This window comes from Streptomyces sp. NPDC056486 (genome assembly GCF_042795295.1).
GTDB lineage: Bacteria > Actinomycetota > Actinomycetes > Streptomycetales > Streptomycetaceae > Streptomyces.
On the sequence record NZ_JBHTSF010000028.1, the window covers coordinates 16,286 to 39,208 of the forward strand.

General features: G+C 66.8%; 20 protein-coding genes. 7 read left to right on the forward strand and 13 right to left on the reverse strand.

The features are described 5' to 3' along the window. Positions 1-7 precede the first annotated feature (7 nt). Positions 8-730 carry a DUF1707 domain-containing protein gene (locus ACFQ7F_RS14320; protein WP_383270225.1) on the forward strand — a complete coding sequence of 241 codons (723 nt, stop codon included), beginning with the start codon at positions 8-10 and terminating at the stop codon, positions 728-730. Between the two features lie 49 nt (positions 731-779). On the opposite strand, the gene ACFQ7F_RS14325 is transcribed toward ACFQ7F_RS14320, so the two are convergent. Further along, positions 780-2,102 (reverse strand): SGNH/GDSL hydrolase family protein, encoded by a 1,323-nt coding sequence (locus ACFQ7F_RS14325; RefSeq protein ID WP_383270227.1) that lies wholly within the window; start codon positions 2,100-2,102, stop codon positions 780-782. Positions 2,103-2,491: 389 nt separating this feature from the next. Between ACFQ7F_RS14325 and ACFQ7F_RS14330 the strand changes: the two genes are divergently transcribed. From ACFQ7F_RS14330 to ACFQ7F_RS14340, 3 genes are all read left to right on the forward strand, one after another. Then, positions 2,492-3,703, forward strand: coding sequence for a DUF445 domain-containing protein (locus ACFQ7F_RS14330; RefSeq protein WP_383270307.1), 1,212 nt, complete (start codon positions 2,492-2,494; stop codon positions 3,701-3,703). Positions 3,704-3,854: 151 nt separating this feature from the next. Then, positions 3,855-4,841: a GlxA family transcriptional regulator gene (locus ACFQ7F_RS14335; RefSeq protein WP_383270229.1), complete on the forward strand. Its 987-nt coding sequence runs from the start codon at positions 3,855-3,857 to the stop codon at positions 4,839-4,841. A gap of 216 nt (positions 4,842-5,057) precedes the next feature. Beyond that, a complete protein-coding gene (locus ACFQ7F_RS14340; RefSeq protein WP_383270231.1) occupies positions 5,058-5,519 on the forward strand; it encodes a hypothetical protein in 462 nt (153 codons plus the stop codon). A 23-nt stretch (positions 5,520-5,542) separates the two neighbouring features. Here ACFQ7F_RS14340 and ACFQ7F_RS14345 read toward each other — a convergent pair whose 3' ends face one another. Then, positions 5,543-5,872 carry a hypothetical protein gene (locus ACFQ7F_RS14345; protein ID WP_383270233.1) on the reverse strand — a complete coding sequence of 110 codons (330 nt, stop codon included), beginning with the start codon at positions 5,870-5,872 and terminating at the stop codon, positions 5,543-5,545. 172 nt (positions 5,873-6,044) lie between these two features. Between ACFQ7F_RS14345 and ACFQ7F_RS14350 the strand changes: the two genes are divergently transcribed. Together ACFQ7F_RS14350 and ACFQ7F_RS14355 are read left to right on the forward strand one after the other, a co-directional pair. Then, positions 6,045-7,307 carry an FAD-dependent oxidoreductase gene (locus ACFQ7F_RS14350; RefSeq protein ID WP_383270235.1) on the forward strand — a complete coding sequence of 421 codons (1,263 nt, stop codon included), beginning with the start codon at positions 6,045-6,047 and terminating at the stop codon, positions 7,305-7,307. A gap of 104 nt (positions 7,308-7,411) precedes the next feature. Further along, positions 7,412-7,744, forward strand: a complete 333-nt coding sequence (locus tag ACFQ7F_RS14355; protein WP_383270236.1) for a hypothetical protein — start codon at positions 7,412-7,414, stop codon at positions 7,742-7,744. Between the two features lie 316 nt (positions 7,745-8,060). Here the strand turns inward: ACFQ7F_RS14355 and ACFQ7F_RS14360 are convergent, their stop codons facing one another. From ACFQ7F_RS14360 to ACFQ7F_RS14390, 7 genes are all read right to left on the reverse strand, one after another. Continuing rightward, complete coding sequence (locus ACFQ7F_RS14360; protein ID WP_383270238.1) at positions 8,061-8,780, reverse strand: 1,4-alpha-glucan branching protein; 720 nt, start codon at positions 8,778-8,780, stop codon at positions 8,061-8,063. Between the two features lie 421 nt (positions 8,781-9,201). Further along, complete coding sequence (locus tag ACFQ7F_RS14365; protein ID WP_383270240.1) at positions 9,202-10,158, reverse strand: DUF1963 domain-containing protein; 957 nt, start codon at positions 10,156-10,158, stop codon at positions 9,202-9,204. Between the two features lie 164 nt (positions 10,159-10,322). Beyond that, positions 10,323-10,835 (reverse strand): nucleoside deaminase, encoded by a 513-nt coding sequence (locus tag ACFQ7F_RS14370; RefSeq protein WP_383270242.1) that lies wholly within the window; start codon positions 10,833-10,835, stop codon positions 10,323-10,325. Between the two features lie 29 nt (positions 10,836-10,864). Further along, positions 10,865-11,386, reverse strand: coding sequence for a hypothetical protein (locus tag ACFQ7F_RS14375; RefSeq protein WP_383270244.1), 522 nt, complete (start codon positions 11,384-11,386; stop codon positions 10,865-10,867). Continuing rightward, entirely contained in the window at positions 11,383-13,116 is a 1,734-nt protein-coding gene (locus ACFQ7F_RS14380; RefSeq protein WP_383270246.1) for a hypothetical protein, read from the reverse strand. Before ACFQ7F_RS14380 ends, ACFQ7F_RS14375 begins: the two co-directional genes overlap by 4 nt. Before the next feature lie 96 nt (positions 13,117-13,212). Then, positions 13,213-13,410, reverse strand: coding sequence for a DUF397 domain-containing protein (locus ACFQ7F_RS14385; RefSeq protein WP_383270248.1), 198 nt, complete (start codon positions 13,408-13,410; stop codon positions 13,213-13,215). Beyond that, positions 13,410-14,255 carry a helix-turn-helix domain-containing protein gene (locus ACFQ7F_RS14390; protein WP_383270249.1) on the reverse strand — a complete coding sequence of 282 codons (846 nt, stop codon included), beginning with the start codon at positions 14,253-14,255 and terminating at the stop codon, positions 13,410-13,412. Before ACFQ7F_RS14390 ends, ACFQ7F_RS14385 begins: the two co-directional genes overlap by 1 nt. A 172-nt stretch (positions 14,256-14,427) precedes the next feature. On the opposite strand from ACFQ7F_RS14390, the gene ACFQ7F_RS14395 reads away from it, so the two are divergent. After that, positions 14,428-15,120, forward strand: a complete 693-nt coding sequence (locus tag ACFQ7F_RS14395) for an ATP-binding protein (protein ID WP_383270308.1) — start codon at positions 14,428-14,430, stop codon at positions 15,118-15,120. A 1-nt stretch (position 15,121) separates the two neighbouring features. Here the strand turns inward: ACFQ7F_RS14395 and ACFQ7F_RS14400 are convergent, their stop codons facing one another. From ACFQ7F_RS14400 to ACFQ7F_RS14415, 4 genes are read right to left on the reverse strand one after another with little or no spacing between them, the layout of a single operon-like run. Then, entirely contained in the window at positions 15,122-16,225 is a 1,104-nt protein-coding gene (locus ACFQ7F_RS14400) for a hypothetical protein (protein ID WP_383270251.1), read from the reverse strand. After that, a complete protein-coding gene (drmB, locus tag ACFQ7F_RS14405; protein WP_383270253.1) occupies positions 16,222-18,114 on the reverse strand; it encodes a DrmB family protein in 1,893 nt (630 codons plus the stop codon). Before drmB ends, ACFQ7F_RS14400 begins: the two co-directional genes overlap by 4 nt. After that, a complete protein-coding gene (locus tag ACFQ7F_RS14410) occupies positions 18,111-21,272 on the reverse strand; it encodes a helicase-related protein (protein WP_383270255.1) in 3,162 nt (1,053 codons plus the stop codon). Before ACFQ7F_RS14410 ends, drmB begins: the two co-directional genes overlap by 4 nt. Then, the gene (locus ACFQ7F_RS14415) at positions 21,269-22,885 is read right to left on the reverse strand and encodes an NERD domain-containing protein (protein ID WP_383270256.1); all 1,617 of its coding nucleotides are present in this window, start codon (positions 22,883-22,885) and stop codon (positions 21,269-21,271) included. Before ACFQ7F_RS14415 ends, ACFQ7F_RS14410 begins: the two co-directional genes overlap by 4 nt. Positions 22,886-22,923 lie beyond the last annotated feature (38 nt).

The following is a 22,923-nucleotide window of genomic DNA, read 5'->3' on the forward strand; positions in this document are numbered from 1 at the left end:
TGCTCGTATGACCGACGAGCAGCCTCATCTCCCCGATCTCAGGGCCGCCGACGCCGACCGCGAGCGCGTCGCCGAACGACTCCGTGACGCCGTGGCCGAGGGCCGCCTCGACATGGAGGAGTTCGAGGAGCGCCTGGACGCGACGTACAAGGCACGTACGTACGGCGAGCTTGAGCCGATCACGCGGGATCTGCCGGCGGTGGGCGCCAAGGTGTCCATGGTGAAGGGCCCGGTGAGCGACGACCCCGCCGCCATCGACTGGTCCGAGCGGATGGTGAGCGGCGAACCGTCGTCGAAGATCGGCTTCGCCTTCTGGGGAGGGTTCAGCCGCAAGGGCGGCTGGGTGGTCGGCCCGCAGTTCGACGGGATCGCGGTCTGGGGCGGCGGCGAGATCGACCTGCGCGAGGCGCGGTTCACGGAGCGCGACGTGGAGATCCGCTGCTGGACCCTCATGGGAGGCATGCAGGTCATCGTGCCGCCCGAGATGACCGTCGTGGTCAAGGGCTTCGGCTTCATGGGCGGCTTCGACGACAAGGCGACCGGCGAGGGCACCCCGGGATCGCCGCGCGTGGTCGTCAAGGGCTTCGCCCTGATGGGCGGCGTCGGCGTGGACCGCAAGATCCGCAGGGCCGAGAAGCTGCGCCTGAAGGAGGAGCGCCGCCGCGAGCGGGTGGAGAGGCGCGAGGAGCGGCGCGAGCTGCAGATGCGCAAGCGCGGGGAGCGGAGCTGAGTTTCGCTCGGGGCTCGTTCTCTTGACCGAGCCCCTGCCTCGTACGGCGTTACAGCTCGGCGGCCGCGGAACCCCGCAGCTGCGTCACGTTGAACGTGTCCGCCATCTTCAGGTAGCCCGAGTCGCTCGGGTGCAGGTGATCGCCGGAGTCGTACTGGGCGCGCAGCTTGCGGGGGTCGTACGGATCGCGCAACGCCTTGTCGAAGTCGACGAACTCGTCGAAGACCTTGCCGCCACGGATCTGCTCGTTCACGGCCTGGCGCACGTTCTCCAGCGAAGGCTCGTAGCCCCGGTGGCCCCCGAACGGCATCAGGGTCGCCCCGACGACCCGCAGCCCGCGCGTGTGCGCCTGCCGGGTCAGCTCCCGCAGTCCTTCGACGATGCGGTCGGGGTTGTTCTGGTGCGGGTTGCGCAGGATGTCGTTGACGCCGAGCGCGACGACGACGGCCTTGACGCCGGTCCGGTCGAGGACGTCGCGGTCGAAGCGGGAGAGCCCGCTCGGGTTGTCCGCGGGCGAACCGTTCCCGTCCGAGAGGACGCGGTTGCCGCTGATGCCCTCGTTCACGACGCCGTAGCGCGGGGCGCCCGAATCGGAGCGGAGGCGGGCGGCGAGGCCGTCGGTCCAGCGGGCGTTGGCGCCCATGGTGGAGGAGATGCCGTCGGTGAGCGAGTCACCGAAGACGACGACGGTGCCGTCCGACTCGTTGCTCAGGACGTCCACGGCCGAGAGGTAGCGCCAGGAGGTGCTCTGCTGGTTGTACGCGGCGCCGTTCGGGTCTTCCGTACGGTCGCCATCGGCGACGTAGCTGACCTGGCGGGCGTGCGGGTGGAAAGTGACGGGGCCCGACGCGGTCGGCGAGAACGTCGAGATCAGGAGGTCACCGTCGTGCGGCACGCGCAGCCGGACCGCGTCGCTCATCACCTGCTGGCCCGCGGGGATCACCACGGACGTGTTGCCGTTGAAGTTCAGGCGGCGCAGGGTGCCCGGGGCCGCGGCCGGGTTGTTCGACCCGAGGGCGACGGCGATGGAGGCGTGGGTGATGCTCAGCGGCTGCCGGCCGTACAGGTTCGACAGGGTGATGCGGGCGCTCTCGCCACCGACGCTGGTGTGCACGACATTGCGGATGGAGCGGCCCGCGAAGCCGTTGCGGTGCGTGTTTGGTTCGGCCGCCGCGGGGGACGCGGCCCAGGAGCCGACCCAGGTGCCGGAGGACGCGGGCGCGGCAGAGTTGCGCGGGCCGCGTGGCCCCGCGCTGATGTTGTCCTGAGATCCGTCGTCGGTGCCTGATACACCGAGGTATATGGCGGCGGAAATCACCACTATTACCGCAAGGACCGCGGCAAGCAGGGCATAACCGTGACGCTTGGTCATGCGGGCTGTTCTCCTCGAGCAGGGGGAGCCCGAGGCTCCGATGTGATCACCCCATGATGCGTCATGGGCCGCGAGGCGGCCGACACTGCCCCCCTCCGACCATTCAGACGCCGGGAACTTGTGGTCCGTTCCAGGAGTCGGTCAGGAAGGAAGCAAGAAGGGAGCAAGAAGGGGGCAGGAAGAGAAGCCGAGAGACGGGGACAATACGGATGAGGATGACGCGAACCACGCGAACGGGCCAGGTGGAGTGAGTGGAACGTAGGAATCGATCAGTTCCCGGGGTTGCGGCTCGTGACGCGGCTCACGCGGAGCCTGTGCCCGGCGTGGGCGGTGGCGGCGGCTTCACGTACAGCCCCGCCGACGAGGAGAAGCGGCGCGGCGTCCGCCGGATGAAGATCACCGCGACGGGCCTCCTCGTCTTCGTCGCAGTCGTCTACGTACTCGCCAAGTGGGCGCAGAACTCCGGCGCGGGCGCCTGGGCGGGCTATGTGGCGGCGGCGGCCGAGGCAGGCATGGTCGGCGCGCTCGCCGACTGGTTCGCGGTGACGGCGCTCTTCCGCCACCCGCTGGGCCTGCCCATCCCGCACACGGCGATCATCCCGAACAAAAAGGATCAACTGGGCGCGTCCCTGGGCGACTTCGTGGGTGAGAACTTTCTCTCATCCGATGTCGTACGGGACCGGCTGCGCGCCGTGGGCATCGGTGGCCGTCTCGGCACCTGGCTCGCGGACCCCGAACACGCCGACCGGGTGACGGCCGAACTGGCGACGGCGCTGCGCGGCGCCCTGACGGTCCTGCGCGACTCGGACGTCCAAGCGGTCGTCGGCGAGGCCATCACGCGCCGCGCGGACGCCCAGGAGATCGCGCCGGGCATCGGGAAGATGCTGGAGAAGGTCGTCGCGGACGGCGGCCACAAGCGGGTCGTCGACCTGGTCTGTACGCGGGCCCACGACTGGCTGGTGATGCACGACGAGTCGGTCATGGACGCGGTGCAGGGCGGCGCCCCCGGCTGGACCCCGAGGTTCGTCGACAAGAAGGTCGGCGAGCGCGTCTACAAGGAACTGCTCCGCTTCCTCGCCGAGATGCGGGACATGCCCGAGCACCCCGCGCGCGGTGCCGTGGACCGCTTCCTCGCCGACTTCGCCGCCGACCTCCAGTCCGACTCGGACACCCGTGAGCGCGTGGAGCGGCTCAAGCGGGAGGTCCTGGGCCGCGGCGAGGTGCAGGACCTCATCGCATCCGCCTGGTCTGCCGTACGCCAGATGATCGTGGCCGCCGCCGAGGACGAGCGCAGTGAGCTGCGCCTGAGGGTGCGGGCCGCGCTGCTCTCGCTCGGCTCGCGGATGGCGACGGACGGACGGCTCCAGCAGAAGGTGGATGGCTGGGTCGAGGGCGCCGCGGTGTACGTGGTGACGACGTACAGGGACGAGATCACGTCCCTGATCACTGACACGGTCGCGGGCTGGGACGCCGAGCACACCTCGAAGAAGATCGAGGCACACATCGGCCGAGACCTGCAGTTCATCCGGATCAACGGCACGGTGGTGGGCGCGTTGGCGGGTCTGGCGATCTACTCGGTGTCGCATGCGCTGGGCGGCTGATTCTCAGCCCGTCCGGGGGTCTTTTTTCAGCCCGTCCGGCGTTTGAGGACGAACGCGGCGAAGCCGGTGATGACGGCAACCACAAGGCACTAGGCCCCCGCGCCGAGCGGGTTTTCGGGAAGGGGCGGGGTTGGGGAAAGGAAAAGCGCAAGTGACCAAGCCTCACAGCATCGCGGTCCTGATCCGCGACGGCGTACTCCCCATGGAGCTGGGCTTGGTCCACCAGCTGTTCGGCAACGCGCGCGCCCCTTCCACCGGAGAGCCCCTCTACGACCTCCGCACCTGCGCCCTCACCCCCGGCAAGATCCGCACGGACGCGGACTTCCCCGTCTATGCCGAGCACGGCCCCGAGGCGGTAGCGGGCGTGGGAACGGTGATCATCCCGGCCTCGCACGAACAGGACGAGTCACTGGGCCCGGGCCGGCTCCCGCCCGACCTCGCGGAGGCGCTCAAGCCCGCCACCGGCGCCCGCGCCCGCCCCCGTATCGCCTCCATCTGCACAGGCGCCTTCGTCCTGGCGGCAGCGGGCCTCCTGGACGGCCGCAGGGCGACCACGCACTGGCTGTCGGCGGACCTCTTCGCCCGTACGTTCCCGGCAGTGACGGTCGACCCGGACGTCCTGTACGTGGACGAGGGCCAGGTCCTCACCTCCGCGGGCGAGGCGGCGGGCATCGACCTCTGCCTGCACATGATCCGCGGCGACCACGGCTCGGCGGTGGCGGCCGACGTGGCCCGCCGCACCGTCGTACCCCCGCATCGCGAGGGCGGCCAGGCCCAGTACATCCGACGCCCGGTGCCGGAGCCTCAGCTGACGTCGACGGGCCGGGCCCGCGAGTGGGCCCAGAAGCGCCTGGCGGAACCGCTGACCCTCGCGGAGCTGGCCGCCCAGGAATCCATGAGCGTGCGCACCTTCAGCCGCCGCTTCCGCGAGGAGACGGGCCTGACGCCGATGCAGTGGCTGACGCAGCGCCGCGTGGACCGGGCCCGCGAGCTCCTGGAGGAGACGGACCGCACGGTCGACCGCATCGCGGCGGAGGCGGGCTTTGGCACGGGCGCGTCGCTGAGGCAGCACTTCCAGACGGGGCTCGGGGTGTCGCCGGGTTCGTACCGGACGACGTTCAGAGGCACGGGGGTGTGACGGGTGGCGGGTGACGGGTGAGGGGTGACGGGCAGCTGAGGTGGCCCGCGCTGCCCGTGCCGTCATGCCTCGCCTGCCCCTCCCGCATACCGGTCTGAGTACGCGTACTCTGTCGCGCCCCATGGCGAAGTCGACAGGCTCATGCCCATGACGGCAAAGTCGATGCACATGAGCCCGCGCACGAGTCTGCGAATAAGCCCGCGCATGTACCCGCGTATGAGCCCGCGCCATGAACTGAGCCCCATAAACCCGCGGAACCTGCTGTGGTCCCTGCCCGACAGCCCTCCCCTGCGGCGCTGGGTGACGCGCGCGCTCGGCGCCGGCGCGGCGGCAGCGGCGTACCTCCTCTGCCTGCCCTGGGATCTGCGCAACCGACCCGAGACGCCCGGCGCGATCAACGAGACGACGCCGGTGACGGCGCTGGGAATCACCGCCCTGGCCGTCTCGATGCTGGCCCTGGCGGCCTACATCGGCTTCCGTGACCGCCTCGGCTGGGCGCTGCTCCTGGTGGCGGGCCCTCCGGCGACGCTGATGTACGTCTCGTTCGACAGCCACCCGGAGCCGGACGCGGCGGTGTGGCCGCTGGCGTGGGGGGCCTTCGTCCTGGTGATGGGGGCGGGCGTCCTCGTGGTGGCGGGGTTCGCGCGCCTGTTCAGGGACAGCGAGACCCAGGCCTGAACCGAGGCGCGGAGCCGGTGGGGTCAGACGGAACCGGTGGGATCGACCGGCGCCCGGCGTCGATCGGCGAGCGCCCAAGAGGCAAGCCCCACGCCCCCCGCGACCCCGAAGATCGCGGGCCAGGCCCCGACCTTCTTGGCGAGGGGATGCGACCCGGCGAAGGCGGCGACGTACGTGGTGCTGAGCGCGGCGGCGGTCCTGCCGCCCGCGTCCTGCCGCCACTGCCGCGCGGCAGCGGCCCCCGCGGCGGCGAGCACGAGGCCGCCGAGCGGCCGCTTCTTGGTCCACCGGGCGACGGCGAACCCTCCGACGAGTCCACTGGCGGCCACTGCCGCTGCCGGTACCTTCGCCATGCCTGCGCCTCCGCTTCTTGCCGATACGCCCTCAATGCGCCTTCGGCCCGAGGCTAACGCGCCAGGAAAGCCTTGCGGCGAGGGGGTCTGCGCCACGTAGGTTGGTGCGGGTGTGCGCTGCGCATCCGCGGCGCGCTCGAAGGCCGATGCCGACGAGGGACCGATAGTAGAGATGACCGCGCGAACCACTGCCCGCACCCGAACTGCCCTGGTCATCGGGGGTGGCATCGCAGGCCCGGTGGCGGCGATGGCCCTGCACAAGGCGGGCATTGAGGCGACGGTGTACGAGGCGTACGACGACTCCGTCTCGAAGGAACGGAGTTCCCGCTTCGGCGGCGGCATGACGATCGCCCCGAACGGCCAGCAGGCGCTTGAGGCGATCGACGCGGCGGAGGCGGTGCGCGCCATCGGCACCCCGGTGACCGCCCTCGGCCTGCGCAGCTGGACGGGCAGACACCTGGCCCAACTCGCCCCGCCCGCCGACCTCCCCACCACACGCTTCGTCTGGCGCACGGAGCTGCAAGAGGCGCTCGTGGCGGAGGCGGCCCGCCGCGGGATAGCGCTCCACAGAGGCAAGCGCCTCCTGGACGCGACCGACACGGGCACGGGAGTGACGGCCCGCTTCTCGGACGGTTCACTGGCGAGGGCGGACATCCTGATCGGCGCGGACGGCCTGCGCTCGACGGTGCGTTCACTGATCGACCCGTCGACCCCGAAGCCGCACTACGCGGGAATGCTCACGTTCTCGGCAAGCGTGCCGAAGTCAACAGAACTCCCCTCGACGGAGGGGGTGTTGTACATGTGCTTCGGCAAGAGGGCGTACTTCGCCTACCAGATCCAGGACGACGGTTCGGCGGTCTGGTCGGCGAACCTGCCGCACCGCGAGCCGATGACGTCGACGGAGACGCAGGCGGTGGGTGCGGGGGAGTGGCTGAAGCGCCTGAGGGAGGCGTTCACGGACGACCGCACCCCGGCGCCGGACCTGCTGGCGGCCACGATCCCGTCGGACCTCGTGATCACCGGACCCACAGAAACGATGCCTCCCATCCGCACCTGGAGCAGGGGCCGCATGATCCTGATCGGAGACGCGGCCCACGCCACGCCCCCGACATCGGGCCAGGGCGCGTCGCTCGCCTCGGAGAGCGCGGTAGAACTGGCGCGCTGCCTGCGGGACTTGCCCCCCGGCGAGGCATTCAAGGCGTACGAGTCCCTGCGCCGCCCCCGAGTGGACCGCATCCTCAAGCACGCCACAGCCGCCCCGACGGCCACCTCCGCAGCGGCCCGCACAGCCACCCCGAAACCGGCGGGCCCCTTGAGCCGCGCCCTGCGCGACGCACTGCTGCCGGTGGCAATGAAGGCGGGCGGGGGCGGGAGCGCGGTGTGGGGGGCCTGGCAGTTCGAACACCGGATTGATTGGGACGAGCGGGTCGGGTAGGGGCCGCTGTCCGAGTGAATTGCAGCGGGGCAGGTCTGTGCGGTCCGGGAAGAGGGGAAAACCTGGACAAACGGCATGATCGTCACATACCTGAAAGGGATTCCATGCGTATTCGTACCGCCCTGGCTGCCTCCGCTCTCGCCGCCGCGGCCGTGTTGGGCGCCAGCGGCACCGCCCTCGCCCACAACGACAACGACGAGGGCTGGAAGGCCGGCTACGCCTTCGAGAACCTCGGCGGCCCCGCGGGGATCACCCATGGCGCCGGTTACCGCGCGGGCGGCGACGACCACGGCGACGACCATGGCGACGACAACGGCTACGACCAGGGCTGGGAGGGCCGCTACGCCTTCGAGAACCTCGGCGGCCCCGCGGGCATCACCTCGGGCGCCGGTCACTTCGCAGGCGGCGACGATGAGCAGGACGCCAGTAACCACTGAGGCACCTCTCCGCGGCGAAGCCTCTCGGGGGCGGGGCCGGGGATGCCGGGGCCTGAGCCCCGATTGCCGCCGCGAAGGGGGCCCGCCAAGAGCGGGCCCCCTTTCGCTTGCCCGCATCGGGCCGAGCGCCAGGCACGCACGGCCCGGCGACGACCGGCGCCCCGCAGGCCCCGGCTCCGGCTCCGGCTGGGCCGGCCGTCGGCTGATGTGGAGAGGCTCAAAGCTTCAGGGTGACGTTCTTCGCCGCAGTCTTCGCCGCTGCCTTCGCCTCAGTCTCGCCTCAGTGACGGTTCACTGTTCGCGGCGGATCATCGGATCAGTGAGTCGTAGGCGCCGCTCCCCGGTCACGACCGAAGCCCGTGTGCAGGACGGCGAACAGCCCCCGGGCCGAGGTGCCGTCCGGCATGCGCCAGGAGCCGGAGACGCGGCCGGTCGCTCCCTGCGGAAGGACCGGCGGGTCGTTCTGGGCGGGCTGTAGGGCCCGGTGCAGGCGGAGGGCCGCGCCATGCGGGAGAGCGAGCGCGGTGCCGTCCTGGTCGTCGGTGGCAGTGGTGGTGAAGGCCGATGCGGGCGCGGAAAGCGCGGAGGCCGCGCCTTCACCGACGTAGGAGCAGGTGATTTCCCGGTCGGGGGTGTCGCTGGTGTTCTGGTCCTGGGCCTGGACCCGGCCCTCGATCAGGCCAAGCAACTGGGCGACCAACACCGGGTCGTGGCAGCCGTCGTAGGCCCAGCGTCGCCCCAGCACCCCGTGCTCCATCGTGCCGACGAGGGCGTGCTCCAACCCGTCGAGCGGGGCACCGCGATAGGTGAGCGGTACCAGGTAGGTGGTCGGGTGGGGGCCGGAGGCGTCGGTGACCACGATGAACTCGATCCCCACTTCCCCCCGAGGATCGTCCAACCGGAAGCCGCCGGACTTGGCCAACTCTGGTTCGCCCTGGTCGTCTTGGCCGCCGCCGTACCAGGGCCGGGAGGGAAGCCAGGAGGTGAGCAACTCCAGCTTGGTCGGCCTGAGGTCGGTGTGGTGGATGACGGCCATGCTGACGGGTCTCTTCCGTTGGGCGGACGCGGTCCCTCATACCGTCCCACTTGTGAGGCGCCGAACAGCGCGGTACGGCCGAACAAGATCGACGAAATCGACGCGATCGACGAAACGAGACACGACAGGACCCGGCACTCGGCACTCTGCACTCTGCACCTGGCTCGACGGTAAGTCGATCGTGGGTGATGCCCTTGGAGCTGCGGACCAGGCGGATGAGCGGGCGGGGCAGGGTGTACGGCAGGGGCGGAATGCAGAGAAATCCCACTCCGCCCGCTCCCTGCCCGGCGTGTCGTGGGACTTTCCTGCAATGCGCGAGGTTCGCGGGTCGCCGCTGCGTGGGGGATGCCGCCACCCACGTAACTTCGATTCCTTGGCCGGGGCGAACGGGCCGCTGCCGTCCCGCCCCGTTCCGTATCTCTCACGAACAGTCGGAGTGATACCGGAAGGGCATACCGGGGCAGCCGTGCCCGCAGACGAAGAGATACATGCCGCCCATGTCGCCGAGCATGATGTCGGGCGCGCGCTGAAGGGCCTTCCGCTCCTCGTAAGGGAGACCGAGCACGTTCCATCCGTCCCCCGAACCGTCCCCCGAGCCGTCATCCGTCCCTCCGCCGGACCGGTCCTCTACGGGCACCCAGCGCCGCCAGGACACCCCGTCGAACTCGGCGCTCTTGATGGTCACCAGGTGCCGCATGCGCTGCCCGCAAGGTCCGGGGCAGGTGGGCCAGTACGGATCCTGGGTCCAGCTCGGATAGCCACCTGCCTTGATACCGGGAGCGACGCTGAGATGGGACCGGTAGGCGCAGGGACTTCCGTCCTCCGCGGCACGCTCCTCCATCTCCTCGAACGTCTCCTCCAGCTCCTCGGCCAGTTCGTCGTCGAGATCCCAGTTCGGGTACTCGACGACACGCTCGGGGTGCAGCACGCAGGGGTCCGGCAGATAGACGTCACCGGCGCCGACGGGCCGGGGCGGCTCTTCGATCAGCGGTTCCGACCGCGTGCTGTCCCGCCAGTAGATCTCGGGCCGGGGCACGTAACCGGCCTCATGGTCGAAGGGGCACCAGACGACCTGAAGGACGTCGGTGCCCTCGGGGAAGGGCAGTTCGGGAACGTCACGGGCGTACAGCTGGAGCACCGGGACCATGGCGTGCGCGAAATCATCGTCGGCCGGCGCGAGCCGGGTCCGCGGATGCGAGTCCTCACAGTGCGGCCAAGGCTCACTTGCCGGCCACGACAGGGGCCCGCCCACGGAACTGTCCCACGGGCCGGGCTCCCCCCGCCGCGGATGCAGCCGCACGGCCTCCCGCCGCAGAGGCTTGAGCATGGGGAAGAGCGCTTCGACGTCCAGGAGGGGTGGCGGGGTGGTGCGGGGCATGGGGGTTACTCCTGGGTTGGTCGGGACGGCGATGAAGTTGGGTGAGGTTCTGCCTTCACTTCAAGCGGCTGGGCCTGTTCCACACGGGCCGCTTCCATGCGTTCCATAGACCGCGCCCGCCGCGGGCGCCGACTTCGGGGGCTTACTGGAACTCGGTCAGAGCTTCAGAGCTTGGGTTCCACCGGGAACGGCAGGGCGGCGGACCATTCGGCGAGGGAACCGGCAGCGGTGGACCGCAGGTCGCCTTGTACGGGTACCTCGGCCAGCAGGCGGCGCTCGGCGTTCGGGAGGGCCAACTCCCGGTAGAACTGGAGGTCTTCGAAGCCGTTGGCGGCGACGTCGCGACTGGTCGCGGCGTATACGAGACGGGGGATCCGGGCCCAGTAGCAGGCGGTGAGACACATGGGGCAGGGCTCGCTGCTCGCGTACATCACGGCGTCCTCCATGAGGTGCCGCCCGAGCCGCTTGCCCGCGTCGCGCAGCGCCATGACCTCCGCGTGCGCGGTCGGGTCCTGGAGCTCGACGACGGAGCTGGTGCCTGTGCCCACGACCTCACCGTCCACCACCACGACAGCGCCGAAGGGAGTCTTCCCTTCGTCTTCCAGGGAGTGCCGTGAGATGGCGATGGCCTGCTCCAGGAACTTGCGGTCCTGCTCGGTCTCGGGTGCGTAAGGCATCGGAATCTCTCTCCCTCGCGTCGTACGTGTCACATGTGGACCGACGGGTCCGAATCGCTGAACGGCCCGTCCAGGTTCACGTCGTAACCGGTCAGAGGCGTCGTCGCACCCGGGCTCGAGATGATCCGCAGGACCTCTGCGGTGCGCGGCGCATCGCACCAGCGGCCCCCTTCCTGGACATCGACCATATCCGGTACGGATGCGCCGGCTTCGCTTCCTTCGATGATGAGCCGCTCAATGTGCGGGGAGGGCGCCTGGAGGAGCACGGCGGACGCCGCGAGCCGGTGGTTCCACTGCTCGAAGGACCGCGCCATGGCCGGCCCCCCGGGCCCGTCGCTGATGGCGGCCGGAAGATTGTGTAGCAGGACGCGGGTGATGCGCAGCGAAGTACCCCCGCGTAGCTGGGCGTTGATGAGGGCTTCGTCGACGGCGTTACGGAGGGGCAGCCGTTCGGGAAGGAGCCACTCCAGACCGCACTGGACGACAAGGGCAGCCCGTACGCCGGTTCCGCCGACGCGGTCGATGGCCGCGATCCACTCCTCATAGTTCACGGGGTGCTCCCGGCATGGGCGCCGACGAGCTGGAGAACACGTAACCCGGTGACGACAGCCTCCCGCGGGTCATCGAGGCCCGCGGCGCCGGGCAGGACGCGACGCGCGAGACCGGCCGCGGCGTTCAGCGCAGGTGCGGACAGCCCACTGAGGAAGGCGCGGAGTTCGTCATCCGGTTCGCATGAAGCGAGGGGCGCCAGGCGGGCGGCGACGGCGAGGACCATGGCAGCGGGTCGGCCATGAGGCGCACTACGGGGAGCGGGTGTACGGATGACCGACCGCTCCCGGCGCCGCTCGGCCTGCTCCCAGGGTGAGTCGAAACCGTCGCTGCGCACCATGAGGGTGAGCAGGGCCTTCTGTGCATCCGCGGCGGTGTCGAACCATCGATGGCTGGCGAATGTCCGCAGATAGGCGCCGAGGAGCTGCGGATCCGGCGTGAATTCGGGCCGGATGAGCTCGGCGGGGTGCTCGGCCCGCACGTCGCGCAAGGTAGCGAGGGCGTTGACGGAGACGAGCCCCCAGAAGCGATCGAACTCAGTGACACCGCTGAAGAGTTCACGGGACCGACGAGCCTCGGGAGTATCTGCCGGGGGTCCGCCGGCGTTTCCGTAGAGGACGGCCCGGGTCTCGCTCAACACGGAGGCGCCGTCCCAGTAGTTCCCCATGAACTTCCGCCCGGTGAGGAACTGGTGGATCCCGTAGAAGGCCCCGGCCTGATCCGAACCATGGAACTCGGTGAAATCCTGAGCCCAGAGCAGCATGGCCATCGGGCTCTCGAAGACGGACCCCATATCGGCGGAACTGCTCACGGACACGGGATCGGGATCGGCCTGCCGGAGAACGAGTCGACGGCTGTCGACGGACATGGCGACGAGCTCGCGGGCGGCACGCTTGTCGGCGATGCCGCGCTGGGACATCAGCGTCGCGGTGCTGCCGAGCCAGGCGAGATAGCGACTTGCCTCACCGAGCGCGACGGCGGGATCGGGCAGTGCACGAACGCGACGTATCAAGGATTCGACGATCGACTCCGCACACCCGACCACGACGACGGGATCGGTACCACGCACGAGAGCGGCGCGGCAGAGTCGATGGAGGACCTCCAGGTGGAGGGCAGCGACGTCCTCGCTCGCCGATGCGGGGACTTGGGCGCTGGTGAGCTGGAGTACGAGATTGCGTATGCCGTTGGGGTCGTTGCCGCTGATGACTTGATCGAGGGCGCCGAGATAGGAGGCGACAACGGGGTCATCGCTGAGGTGCTGATCCTCATGACCGGGAGTGGCTTGCCGCGCCCGGAGTTCGGCGATCCCGAGCCCGAGGGTGCGCCGCAGCAGCCGATTGCGCCCGCCGATGCTGGCGAGCCCGAAGAGCCGGGCAAAGGAGAAGATGCCGAAGCAGTTGGCGAGGAGGAAGAGGAGCGCCCCGTAGGTCGTACTCCGCTCACTCTGCCCAAGAAGCCCACCTGCGGTGAACATGGCAGCGATCCACCCTGCCAACACCCATTCGCGGAAGGCGATATGGCTGTCTATGGCGCGGAGTGAGGGCCATGAACTGGCGGCGGAAAAGGAGAGCGCGAAGATGACGGCTTCGCCGGTGAGGAGGGTGGCGAAGAAGGCGATGGTGAACTGGGTGGCATCGACGGCGTCGTCCCGCCCGACGGGCCACTGCCACGCCACACCGCCGAGCACGAGGGCCCCGAGTGCGAGTGCTGCGCGCCGCCGCGTGTGCCCCATGCCCCCGTCTGCCTCTGCTCCTTGAGCTGGTTCCGTTCGGGTAACTGTGCCAGGGGGTACGGGGGTTGCCAAGCGGTGCCCGGAGGGCCCGACGAGTCAGGGGCGCGGTATGTCTCGTATGGATGCGACGAATCCGGCCCAGGTATTCGGCTCGACGGCGAGTCGATCGTGGGTGGTGCACTTTGAGTCGCGCACCAGGACCCTGTGCTCAGTCACTGCCACCTCGACGCACTCTGTCCCGGATCCCCCGCTGTAGGAGGACTTGAACCAGTGGAGAGGGCGTCGGGCGTCCATCACAACTCCATGAGACTTCGGCGAATGGCTTCGCTGGATGATGGCAGATCAAGAGCCTGTGCACGAAGGTAATCGAACGCCAACTTGTACCGCTCCAACTCCTTCGGCTTCTCCATGAAGAGTCCGCCACCGAGCAGGTCCACGTAGACAACATCCAAGTCCTGGCTCTGTCCTCGCAGGAGAGCGAAGCTTCCCACCGCGGCGGCATGAGCCCCGGCCGAGAACGGCAGTATCTGCACCGTCACGTGTGGGGACTCGGTCAGCTCCAGGAGGTGTTGGAGTTGCTCCCGCATGATGTGGGCCCCGCCTACGACGCGATGGATGGCGGCTTGGTCGATGACGGCCCAGATGTGGGGCGGCTCGGAGCGCTGAAGGAGCTCCTGCCGCTTCATCCGAATGTCGACCATGTGTTGCACCTCGCGATCCGAGCAGCCCATCTCGGACGCCCGGTGCACGGCTTCGGCGTACGCCCGGGTCTGGAACAGACCGGGGATGTACATGCATGCGTAATGATCCTCGCGCACCACCTCGTCCTCGAGGGTCAGCATGAGGTTCATGGACTCCGGAACGGGGTCGGCCAGGGAGCGCCACCAACCTTGGATCTTGGCGCCCTTGGCGAGTTCGACCAGGGCTGTACGTACGTCGTCGTCCGCGTCGTACTCGCGGCAAAGGGCATCCACCGCAGGCCACTTGACCGTTCCCTCTTTGGTCTCGTATCGGCTGAGGGTGGCCTTGGAGATACCCACGCGAGCGCCGGCGTCCTCCAACGTGAGTCCCTTACGTTCGCGCAAGCGGCGGAGATCGGCGCCGAGCTGGCGACGGCGGGTGGTCGGCCCAACTGCCATATTCCTGACCTTTCTTTTTGATCGATCCGAGAGTGCCCGTGCATCGGTGGCGGAGCAAGGGCGTACGACCAGGGGCGCGCGCGAGGGTCACGTGCTCCCATGACCCCTTTATGAGAGTTCCATTTTGAGAGTTCCACTGCAACTCTAAGTACCCAGGTGGGCGCAGCAAGTGATGCCTGCCCTGTGTGAAGGGGGCTGGTCGAGCATGTCTGACTGTCGGTGCGGGGTGCTTCGGAAGGAATGGGAACTGCCCTTCCTGGCCGAACCGGAAGAAGTGGCAGCCCTGCGGCGCATCGTGCGGCTGCATCTGACTCAGTGGGGATTGCCCGAAGTCGTCGAAGCCGCGCAGCTGTGTGTGAGCGAGCTCGTGGCCAACGTCATTACTCACGTGGGTCCGCATACGCCCACCACGTTCCGGCTGACCATGAAGGACACGTGCGTCCGCATCGAGGTCAGCGATCCCGACACTCGTGCCCTCCCGACCCTGCTCGCGGCCGAAACGAACGCGGAGAGCGGGCGAGGCATGGCTCTTCTCGACGCCGTTGCGGACCGATGGGGCGTGATCCTTCGGAGCGACTCGAAGGTCACGTGGTGTGAACTGGCCACGGGCCTCGGGTCGTCGACCGGCCACACGGGCGGTCTGCGGGTTGATCGTGCTGAGGCTCTGCTCGGCCGCTACGGAGAGAGGGGAGCTTCGAGGCGTGAGGTGGGCTCGTCCTTGACGGTCGCCGTTGCGGAGGAGGCCGCGATCGATGTCATCGCGGACCTCCTTCACTGGCTGCGGGCGCATGGCTGCGATCCGGACGAGGCTTTGGATCGGGCGCAGGAACACTTCGAAGTTGAGGTCGAGGAGGCGGGGTGTTAGGTCAGCCAGCACGTCGGGTCAGCAGGGATTCCGAGATGCCCGACAGGATAGGAGGCTCCCGTAGTCCGCGATAGGCAAAGTGGAGATCCTTCCGAGCGCGGGTGCAGAGGAGGAACAACCGCAGGCGCGCCAGGACCGTCGTCGGATCCTCCGTATAGGTATCCAGGTCCGGCACGAAAACGCTGTCGAACTCAAGACCCTTCATGCTGGCCGTGTTCACGATCAGGATGGGGAACCTGGAGAAGTTGACGTCAGCGCGGTATCGGTCGTTGGACACATAGGCCTGGGTGTACTGGTCGAGCTTGAGGTGTGTGAGCCTGTTTTGTATTTCTCGCTGTAGGAGGGTCGACCTACAGATGATTCCGATGCTGCGATCCTTGTGTGCCTGGAAATAGTGGGCGAACTCGGTGAGGAAGTAGTCCAGGGACGGAACTCTGGTGATGCCGGGCCGGTGGCCGGCCTGTGTCGGTAGGTGCACCGGGTTGCGGTTGACACCACCATGGAACTCGGCTGCAAGCAGTGCGATCTCACGCGTGTTCCGGTGATTTTCGTGCAGGACGATCGGGTCGCTTTGCACAGCCAGTGCTCGGCAGATTTCGGCAACGGTGCTGTGATCGTCGTCGATCCTTTGCTCCTCGTTGGCAAACGCTGTCACTTCGACACCAAGGGTGCGGCACAACTCGTAGAAGGGGACAGGCACGTCCTGGGCTTCGTCGACGACCAGATGGGTCGAGGACGTGATCCTTTGCAGGATGCAGTCCCGATGCATTTCGAACCAGGAGTAGTTCCATCCGTCCTCGTCCGTGCACGGGGGCTGGGTGCGGAAGCGGGACTGCCAGAGCTGTCTGATCCATCGGTCGAAGGTAGTGACCTCGACGAATTCGGTAATTTCCGGCGAGGCTTGACTGATGTACTGCCGCAGCAGATTCGAGCGGGTGAAGAGGGTGACGCGCCGGCGAGCGGTGGCGAGTGCCCATGCGCGGTAGACGGCCATCACGGTCTTGCCGACACCCGACGACCCCGTGACCACATGGGCTCCGTGGAACGGGAGGTCGATGACGGCTTGCTGCTCGTCCGCGATCTCGAGAAGGGAAGGGAATTTCATTGAAGTTCCACGGCTTCCGCTGATTCCTCGAGCGCGGCCTGGACCACTCCATGGAAGAACCCTGGGATGTCACCGTCGCCGACCAGCAGAGTCCTGTCCAAGAGAGAGTTGTCGATCTCGCAGCATGTCTCGGGAAGCAGCGTGCACGCGTGGCATGCGGCCCGGTTGAGGTTGGCAAGTGACCTGCCGGTCGAGTCGGCGCACAACGGGTCCTGTGAGCACCACTGGGCCGACTCGAGCAGACGGATCAGGGTTTCCAAGAGATTCGGTGGTTGTCCTTGACGGACAAGTCCACCCAGAGTTCCCTCGGCATCTCCCGCAGCCGTGTAGACGAACACACCTGCTTGGGGCGGTAGTTCACTTCCCCTGACATGACTTCTGGCATAGACGCGCTCCCGCAACGAGGCAGCGTTGTATCCACTGTCGTACGACAGCTGCCGGATGAAGTGATGAGCCAACGTGTGCAGCATCACGAATCTCGGGAGGAGTTCGGGTCCAGACTTCCCTCTCAGCCGATCGGCCTTGAACGAAGCATTCAAGTTGAGTTCTATCCGGCGCGTCCACTCTTGAACAGCCGGGATGGTTTCCCAGGCGTGCAGATGTTCCTCGTCGACGGAGATGAAGATTCCTTCGCCGTAGGTGTCGATAGCGGGCAACCACTGCGCTCGAGTTGCTGTATTGACCGATACCAGTCGGCCGCCCTTGTCTTCGTCACTGTCTGCCCCGCTGGGTTCATATCGTGAAAATCCTTCAAGCGCACGGACCTCGCGCACACGGTCGGCCACGACCACTCCCGCGATCCGTGCGGCCAGCTCCTGCATGGAGTCGGGGTCGTCATGCAGTACTCCGAGCTCGGTTCGCCGCACGGAGAAGGTCTGCGATCCGGTGACTGACTCCGGGGAAGAGAAGGCCGCCCATTCGTCGATGCTGAGGTCGTCGTCGGCGCCCACCGCTGACGGCATTGCCGCTGCGTCCTCTGTGTGGCGGCGTCGCAGGGTTTCGACGAATTCTTCCGACGTTTCGCACTGGTTCGCGATGATCGCCTTGAAGTTGTCTGTGATAGGTCCACCCTCTGCGCTCAGAAGATGGGGCCAGTATTGATTGTTGAAGACTCTTTGGGTCACTTCGTCGGGATGATTTATTCCTGCAGGTGCCGGAATATCGAGAGCTGAGTGCGTGATGGGAAAGTACACATTGGAGGCGCCGCGCTGCACCGCCTGAGGGGTTTCCTCGCAGATTTCGGGCTCGTCAGTGGGTGATTGCCACGGATGGCTTCCGATGCAGGGCAGGCCGACCTGTTTGAGGATGTTTTTCTGACTGATTCCCTCCAGGCTCCGTCTGGCCCTGCACACTGCGCATTCGACCCGCAGAGCGTCCAGGCCCGAGGAGTCAGGCGTTGCGACAAATCGGATACGCATTTGCTGGCACTGACGCTGAGCATGGTCCTCGGGTCTTGAGTGAGCCCATCGGCGCCAGTCGACATCGGCCATGTGCCCCGCACGGCAAACCTGGATGAAACGCATCGGAGCAAGCTGCGGCTTTCCGGCGCAGCGGGCGCACGTTGGTGCCTTGTCCCGTTGCTCGCCCCCCGAGCGCCAGTACGTCATTTCGCGGCATTGAGGACAGAATAGCCACTTGGGGAAGCGTACGTAGACGGGGCCGATACGCGTTGCGTACGCGGCTTTTCCGGATGGAATGACAGGAGCAGAGCGAAAGTCCTGCACCCCTAATTTCTTCGCCAGGCGGGCCGATTCCACCCTCTCGCCGTTCGCCGCCCAGCTGCGAATATCCGCGGCGACGAATGATTCACCTCGAATATCCAGGATGCCTCCGACGCCGAAAGGCACGATGGTCTGCCCTCTGCGAACCTTGCGACGAATGTCCTTCACGGCGTTCCCCTCACGGCGACCAGGCATTCGCGGTCGACGTTACGCATCGACTGCGCTGTCTCCCAGAGGCCACCCTGCTTGCCGAAGTCGGTGAGGAGCGCCATGTGCATACGCCCCTGAGGTTGGAAGTAGAGACGGCTGCCGTCGTTGCGCGCGATCTCGGCCTCTTGTTGCCATGCTGCGATCAAGGAGTCGAGTTGTTCCGTCGCGGCGTCGGCCTCCGTTGGATCCGCCCGGCGTACATGGTCCACGATGAGGTCCCGGATCCGTGTGACGCCGTCCGTGTGATCGAGGATGTCCCCCGCTCGGTCCTCCGAGTTAAGGCCGAGAGCGTGTCGCACGAGGATGACAAGTACCGCGTGCAGAGCGCGGTTTCGGGAGGGTACGGACCATGGTGTGACACTGGTCGGCTCGACGTGCCGGTAGAGCGCTCGATGGTAGACACCGAAGGACTCGTAGTGGGACCTGTCGCGGGGCTTGGTCGAGCGGAAGAGGGTGACGATCAGGCCTGGCACTTGGCGGCGACCTACACGGCTGGTGGCCTGGATGTACTCCGATGTCGTCTTGGGTTGCCCATTCATGATCATGAGTCCAAGTCGGGGGACATCGACTCCGACCGAGAGCATGTTGGTCGTGGCGAGGAACGAGATGCTGCCGCGTTCCTTGAAGTGTTTGCCCAGGCGTTCGAGGAGTCGGGGTTGGGCCGCGCGAGGGATGTTGCTGGTGAGTTCCACAACCGCGTCGTCGTCCAGGTTTCGGCGCCGCGTGGCGTCGTGGGTCAGGTGCTCGAGGCGAGCGGGGATGTCGTCCCTCGCGATGGTGACGGTTCGGCCCAGCTCACGAAGGCTGTTGTGGTAGGCGACCGTGGTCCAGTACGTGTCCTGAAGGGTGGCGTCGTCGCAGATCTCCTTCGGGGCCTGGAGACAGGCGGCTCCCACATGAACGGTCGACGTCGAAGCTGTGTGCCCCTGGGCCATGACGCCGACGTACAGTCGCCCGGGTTTGTCCTTGTCGGGCGAGGCGAAATATGAATGTCCGGCGTCGATACCCGCGGGGGGAAAGAGCTGTGTGGGACGACCGTAGAGACTGCGGATCTGATCCTGTGAGCGTCGAATAGTCGCCGTTGAGGCGATGACCTTCGGAACGAAGTCATCCCATGCGCACAGTTCGAGAATCGCCGTTTCGTACAGTCCAACTGTTGTGCCCAGCGGGCCTGCCAACAGGTGCAACTCGTCCTGGATCACCAAGGACGGTTTATGCGTGCCGTTCCCGCCGAAAAGCCGGCCCGCTCTCGGCTCCCACGCCAACCGGGCGAACTTGTCGACGGTGCCAAGGACGAAGGTTGGAGGTTCCTCGTAGATCTGCTCGTCCACCACGGTGACAGGGAGTCGCTCATGGAAGACGCAGGTTTTCCGTGGGCAGAAGAACGAGGTGCTGACGCCGTCCGCTCTGATCCCGAAGTCTTGATGCCGGCCCTGCCGTTCCGGAACGATTTCGGTTCCGCACCACGGGCAGCGTTCCAGCAGGAACCGGTCGTCCGGTTCGTTCATCTGCATCAGGGTGCTGAGTTCATCCTGTGCGGCGGCGACGGTGTTCGGTGTCGTGTCCTTGCCCACCCAGAGGCCGATGGAAAAGGGTTCCTCGCCGAGGTCGTGGGCGAGTGGTCCATCGTGCCCTCTGCGGATGTACTCAAGGGCACAGACGGCTGTAGCCGTGCGCTGGAATTGCTGAGTGGTGAGCAAGCTGAGCGTATATCGGCTCAGCACGGCAGTGCCGCCCCCCGCGGCTCCGAACCGCAGCCGGCGCCAGAGGATCTCGAAGCAGGCGGTGAGGAGGTAGGCCTCGGTCTTTCCGCCACCGGTGGGGAACCAGATGAGGTCCACTGTTCTGCGGTCCTCGTGTTCCGGGTGCATCAGGCCCTCGACCACGAGTAGGAAATAGGCGAGCTGGAACGGATGCCACGCGGAACTGCCGTCGGGTTCGGAAAGCTCTGTGACGTCGCTGTCCCTGCGGCGACGGCTCCCCGCCAACTCGGCTCGACTGTGCAGCATTTGTAGTGCCATGGCGCGATTGGCCAGTCGAAATGCCTCGCGAGCCTGGCTTCCGCCCACGGTCGGGGCGGTCAGAGCCTCCACGCCGGATTCCATGCGACCGAGTGCAATGTCGATGCGGTCGAGGATGCGTGCGGCGGGGGCTGCGGCCCACGGTCGCAGGGATGTTGCTTGTGACTTCTGAGTGTCGAACCACTTGCGGTAGTCGAGGACGAAGGAGTGCAGTTCTGCCTTGAGGTCTTCGACGGGCAGATCGGGCTGCGACAGGTGACCGAGGTTGAGTACCGGCAGATCCTTCGGTCCGTCGGGTTTGATGTGTGCGACCACTTGCTGCGGCATGATCTGGGCCCGCACGGTGGTGATCTCTTGGGAATCTTCGTTCCAGTCGACGGCACAACCGTGACCGACGGCCCTCGTCACCGTATTCCGGTACTGGACGCGCAGCTCCTGTTCTTCCTCGTCGCGGCTGTTGAGCCTGGTGCTCGGATACTCGAGGATTCGCCCATCGATCGTGGTCACGGCCAACTCGGCCTGGAAGAGCATCAGGTCCCGGTCCTTGTGGGTGCTGTCCTCCTCATCGTGCCCATTGGCGAGTACGCAGGTGATGAGGTGTCCGCCTCCGAATGGGCGCCAGCGCACGTGGAGCCGACCGTGGTCGTCCAGCACTCGGATCGCCTCCTTCTGATCCACGGCGACAGTCTTCGTCGCGGACAGGCGCGGCTGACGTTTCCAACTGCGGCGTCCGCCCTGGCGAGACGTCAGGTATCGAGACGCCCCACACGTCACCTCGATGTGATGAGCGTCCGTGAAGAAGGAGAATCCGAGCGACGAGGGAAGCCACGCATTCGCCTCTGCGACCGGGTCGTCGGCGAACGTGTCCTCCTCGCTGTTGCCGGCCTCGGTTTCATGTGCTTCTTGCTCGCCTTCGACTTGCGAGTGCTCAAGCAGGGAGGCGCCACGCGGATACAAGGTCCCCATGAGATAGCGCCGGTCGGGCGGATCGACGAGGGACTCGTCCTCGGCGATGGCCGGGCCGACCAACTGCTTGCGCAAGTACGCTTGGAATTCTGCGCGATGTGCGGTGAGTTGCCTCTCGATCTCGTTCATCCCTGGGAACCCATGCGCTCCAGCCCGGCCACACCCAGGTCCTTCAGTTTCTGGCGGGACCCTGGGCGACACGAGACCCACAATTGAGCCCTGGCCCTGGTCCAAGCTACGTAGATCGCGTCGAGTCGACCTTCGAGATGCTCGGGTTCCAGGTCGATGAGACATACGACGTGGTTCTCATGCCCCTTGAAGTCGGCGATGGAGGACCAGGTGAGACGGTTCTTGGTGCGTTCGGTCCCGACGACATCTGCGAATCGCTCGATCTTGGACGATCGCTGGGAGAGTCGCGCAGAACTCGCTTCCCAGCTCCCGGATACAGACAACAACGTGATGTCCTTGGGCGAAATGCCTTGCTGGACGAGATCGCTCACGTAGGTGTCCAAGGCGGCGGCTTCCTGTTGGATGCCGTCCACGTACTCGAAGCGGACCGGCTCGCCCTCGCCGGCGGAGGCCACCCCGAGGTCGGCACCCGTGTAGAAGTGGACCTGCTTCACGATCTGGGTGGTGTTGCGGCAATTGCGCCGGAGAGGACCGTAGCGGGAGCCCATCGAAAGTAGATAGCTCCACGCCTCGGGGTCGTACGAGGCAGGGGACAGCACCTGGTTGTTCTGGTCGAGCAAGAAGATCCAGCGGCCTTCGGCAAGGCCGCCCGCGAGCAACTTCTCCAGGGTGTCCATGCTTTCAAAGGACATCAGGTCCTGTGCCTCGTCCACGATCAGGTGGTCGAAGGTGCGGCCGACAGCCTCGTCAAGGCGGTCGAACGGTAGGACGGTGATCGCTTCGTCTGTGAGGATCCCGGCCACGTGGGCGGCAAGAGTGGTGCTGGCACAGGTGAACAGGACACTGCCGTTCACGGCCTTGCGGCGTGCTGCCTCGGCCGCCAGGAATGTCTTGCCGGTGCCTGCCCCGCCGGTCCAGATCAGACGGTCGTTGGACTCCGACTCGTCCAGCCTGTCGAGCTGTTCGTTGGTCAGACGCTCAAAGGCGACATCGAGGTGTAGCAACTTGGAGTGAAGGTTGGGGACGAGGTCGAATTGCGGACGGGTGGCCTCGAGCATCTTCTTGCGCAATGAAGCCGAGACGGGTGTCCGAGCCCAATGGCTCCGGCGCAGCCAGTAGCGCGCCGCCCGCTCGATGCCCTGCGACAGACCACGTCCGCCGTCGTAAGCGGTCTTGCCGAGATACTGCTCGGGCTTGTACTCGGTCAGTGGCGGCAGGTCGATGTCGGGGGTCACCACCAAATACCCGCTGGGGACACCATGGTTCCTCAAGTCGCCGACCAGGCCGCCGAGCTCGCGCTCAAACTCGTGCATGCCTCCGCTGGCCTGGACGAAGGGGCTCTCCTTGGGGCCGTCTTCCCTGCCCACCGGCCCGTAGTACCAGTTTCCACTGTCTTCAACAACCCTTCCCCCCTTGACCTCGATGAAGAGCAGGATGTCGGGCATGATGACGACGAAGTCGATCTCGCCGACCCGCTTCTTGCGGTGCTCAGGGAGATGAACCGAGTGCAGCGCGACGCTCTGGTCATCCTGAATAGTCTTGAGCGCGGCGAAGACGCTGCGCTCCCCCTTGCTCCTGGTCCTGCTCGAGATCTCGCTCGGAAAAATCCGCATCAACTCTCCCCATGGTCACGCCAACTAACTTCACGGTA

What these genes read in the sequence shown, in the direction of transcription:
- ACFQ7F_RS14320 (WP_383270225.1), top strand. Translation starts at nt 8, where the DNA reads ATGACCGACGAGCAGCCTCATCTCCCCGATCTCAGGGCCGCCGACGCC.
- ACFQ7F_RS14325 (WP_383270227.1), bottom strand. Translation starts at nt 2,102, where the DNA reads ATGACCAAGCGTCACGGTTATGCCCTGCTTGCCGCGGTCCTTGCGGTA.
- ACFQ7F_RS14330 (WP_383270307.1), top strand. Translation starts at nt 2,492, where the DNA reads ATGAAGATCACCGCGACGGGCCTCCTCGTCTTCGTCGCAGTCGTCTAC.
- ACFQ7F_RS14340 (WP_383270231.1), top strand. Translation starts at nt 5,058, where the DNA reads ATGAGCCCGCGCCATGAACTGAGCCCCATAAACCCGCGGAACCTGCTG.
- ACFQ7F_RS14345 (WP_383270233.1), bottom strand. Translation starts at nt 5,872, where the DNA reads ATGGCGAAGGTACCGGCAGCGGCAGTGGCCGCCAGTGGACTCGTCGGA.
- ACFQ7F_RS14350 (WP_383270235.1), top strand. Translation starts at nt 6,045, where the DNA reads ATGACCGCGCGAACCACTGCCCGCACCCGAACTGCCCTGGTCATCGGG.
- ACFQ7F_RS14355 (WP_383270236.1), top strand. Translation starts at nt 7,412, where the DNA reads ATGCGTATTCGTACCGCCCTGGCTGCCTCCGCTCTCGCCGCCGCGGCC.
- ACFQ7F_RS14360 (WP_383270238.1), bottom strand. Translation starts at nt 8,780, where the DNA reads ATGGCCGTCATCCACCACACCGACCTCAGGCCGACCAAGCTGGAGTTG.
- ACFQ7F_RS14365 (WP_383270240.1), bottom strand. Translation starts at nt 10,158, where the DNA reads ATGCCCCGCACCACCCCGCCACCCCTCCTGGACGTCGAAGCGCTCTTC.
- ACFQ7F_RS14370 (WP_383270242.1), bottom strand. Translation starts at nt 10,835, where the DNA reads ATGCCTTACGCACCCGAGACCGAGCAGGACCGCAAGTTCCTGGAGCAG.
- ACFQ7F_RS14380 (WP_383270246.1), bottom strand. Translation starts at nt 13,116, where the DNA reads ATGGGGCACACGCGGCGGCGCGCAGCACTCGCACTCGGGGCCCTCGTG.
- ACFQ7F_RS14385 (WP_383270248.1), bottom strand. Translation starts at nt 13,410, where the DNA reads ATGGACGCCCGACGCCCTCTCCACTGGTTCAAGTCCTCCTACAGCGGG.
- ACFQ7F_RS14390 (WP_383270249.1), bottom strand. Translation starts at nt 14,255, where the DNA reads ATGGCAGTTGGGCCGACCACCCGCCGTCGCCAGCTCGGCGCCGATCTC.
- ACFQ7F_RS14395 (WP_383270308.1), top strand. Translation starts at nt 14,428, where the DNA reads ATGCCTGCCCTGTGTGAAGGGGGCTGGTCGAGCATGTCTGACTGTCGG.
- ACFQ7F_RS14400 (WP_383270251.1), bottom strand. Translation starts at nt 16,225, where the DNA reads ATGAAATTCCCTTCCCTTCTCGAGATCGCGGACGAGCAGCAAGCCGTC.
- ACFQ7F_RS14410 (WP_383270255.1), bottom strand. Translation starts at nt 21,272, where the DNA reads ATGAACGAGATCGAGAGGCAACTCACCGCACATCGCGCAGAATTCCAA.
- ACFQ7F_RS14415 (WP_383270256.1), bottom strand. Translation starts at nt 22,885, where the DNA reads ATGCGGATTTTTCCGAGCGAGATCTCGAGCAGGACCAGGAGCAAGGGG.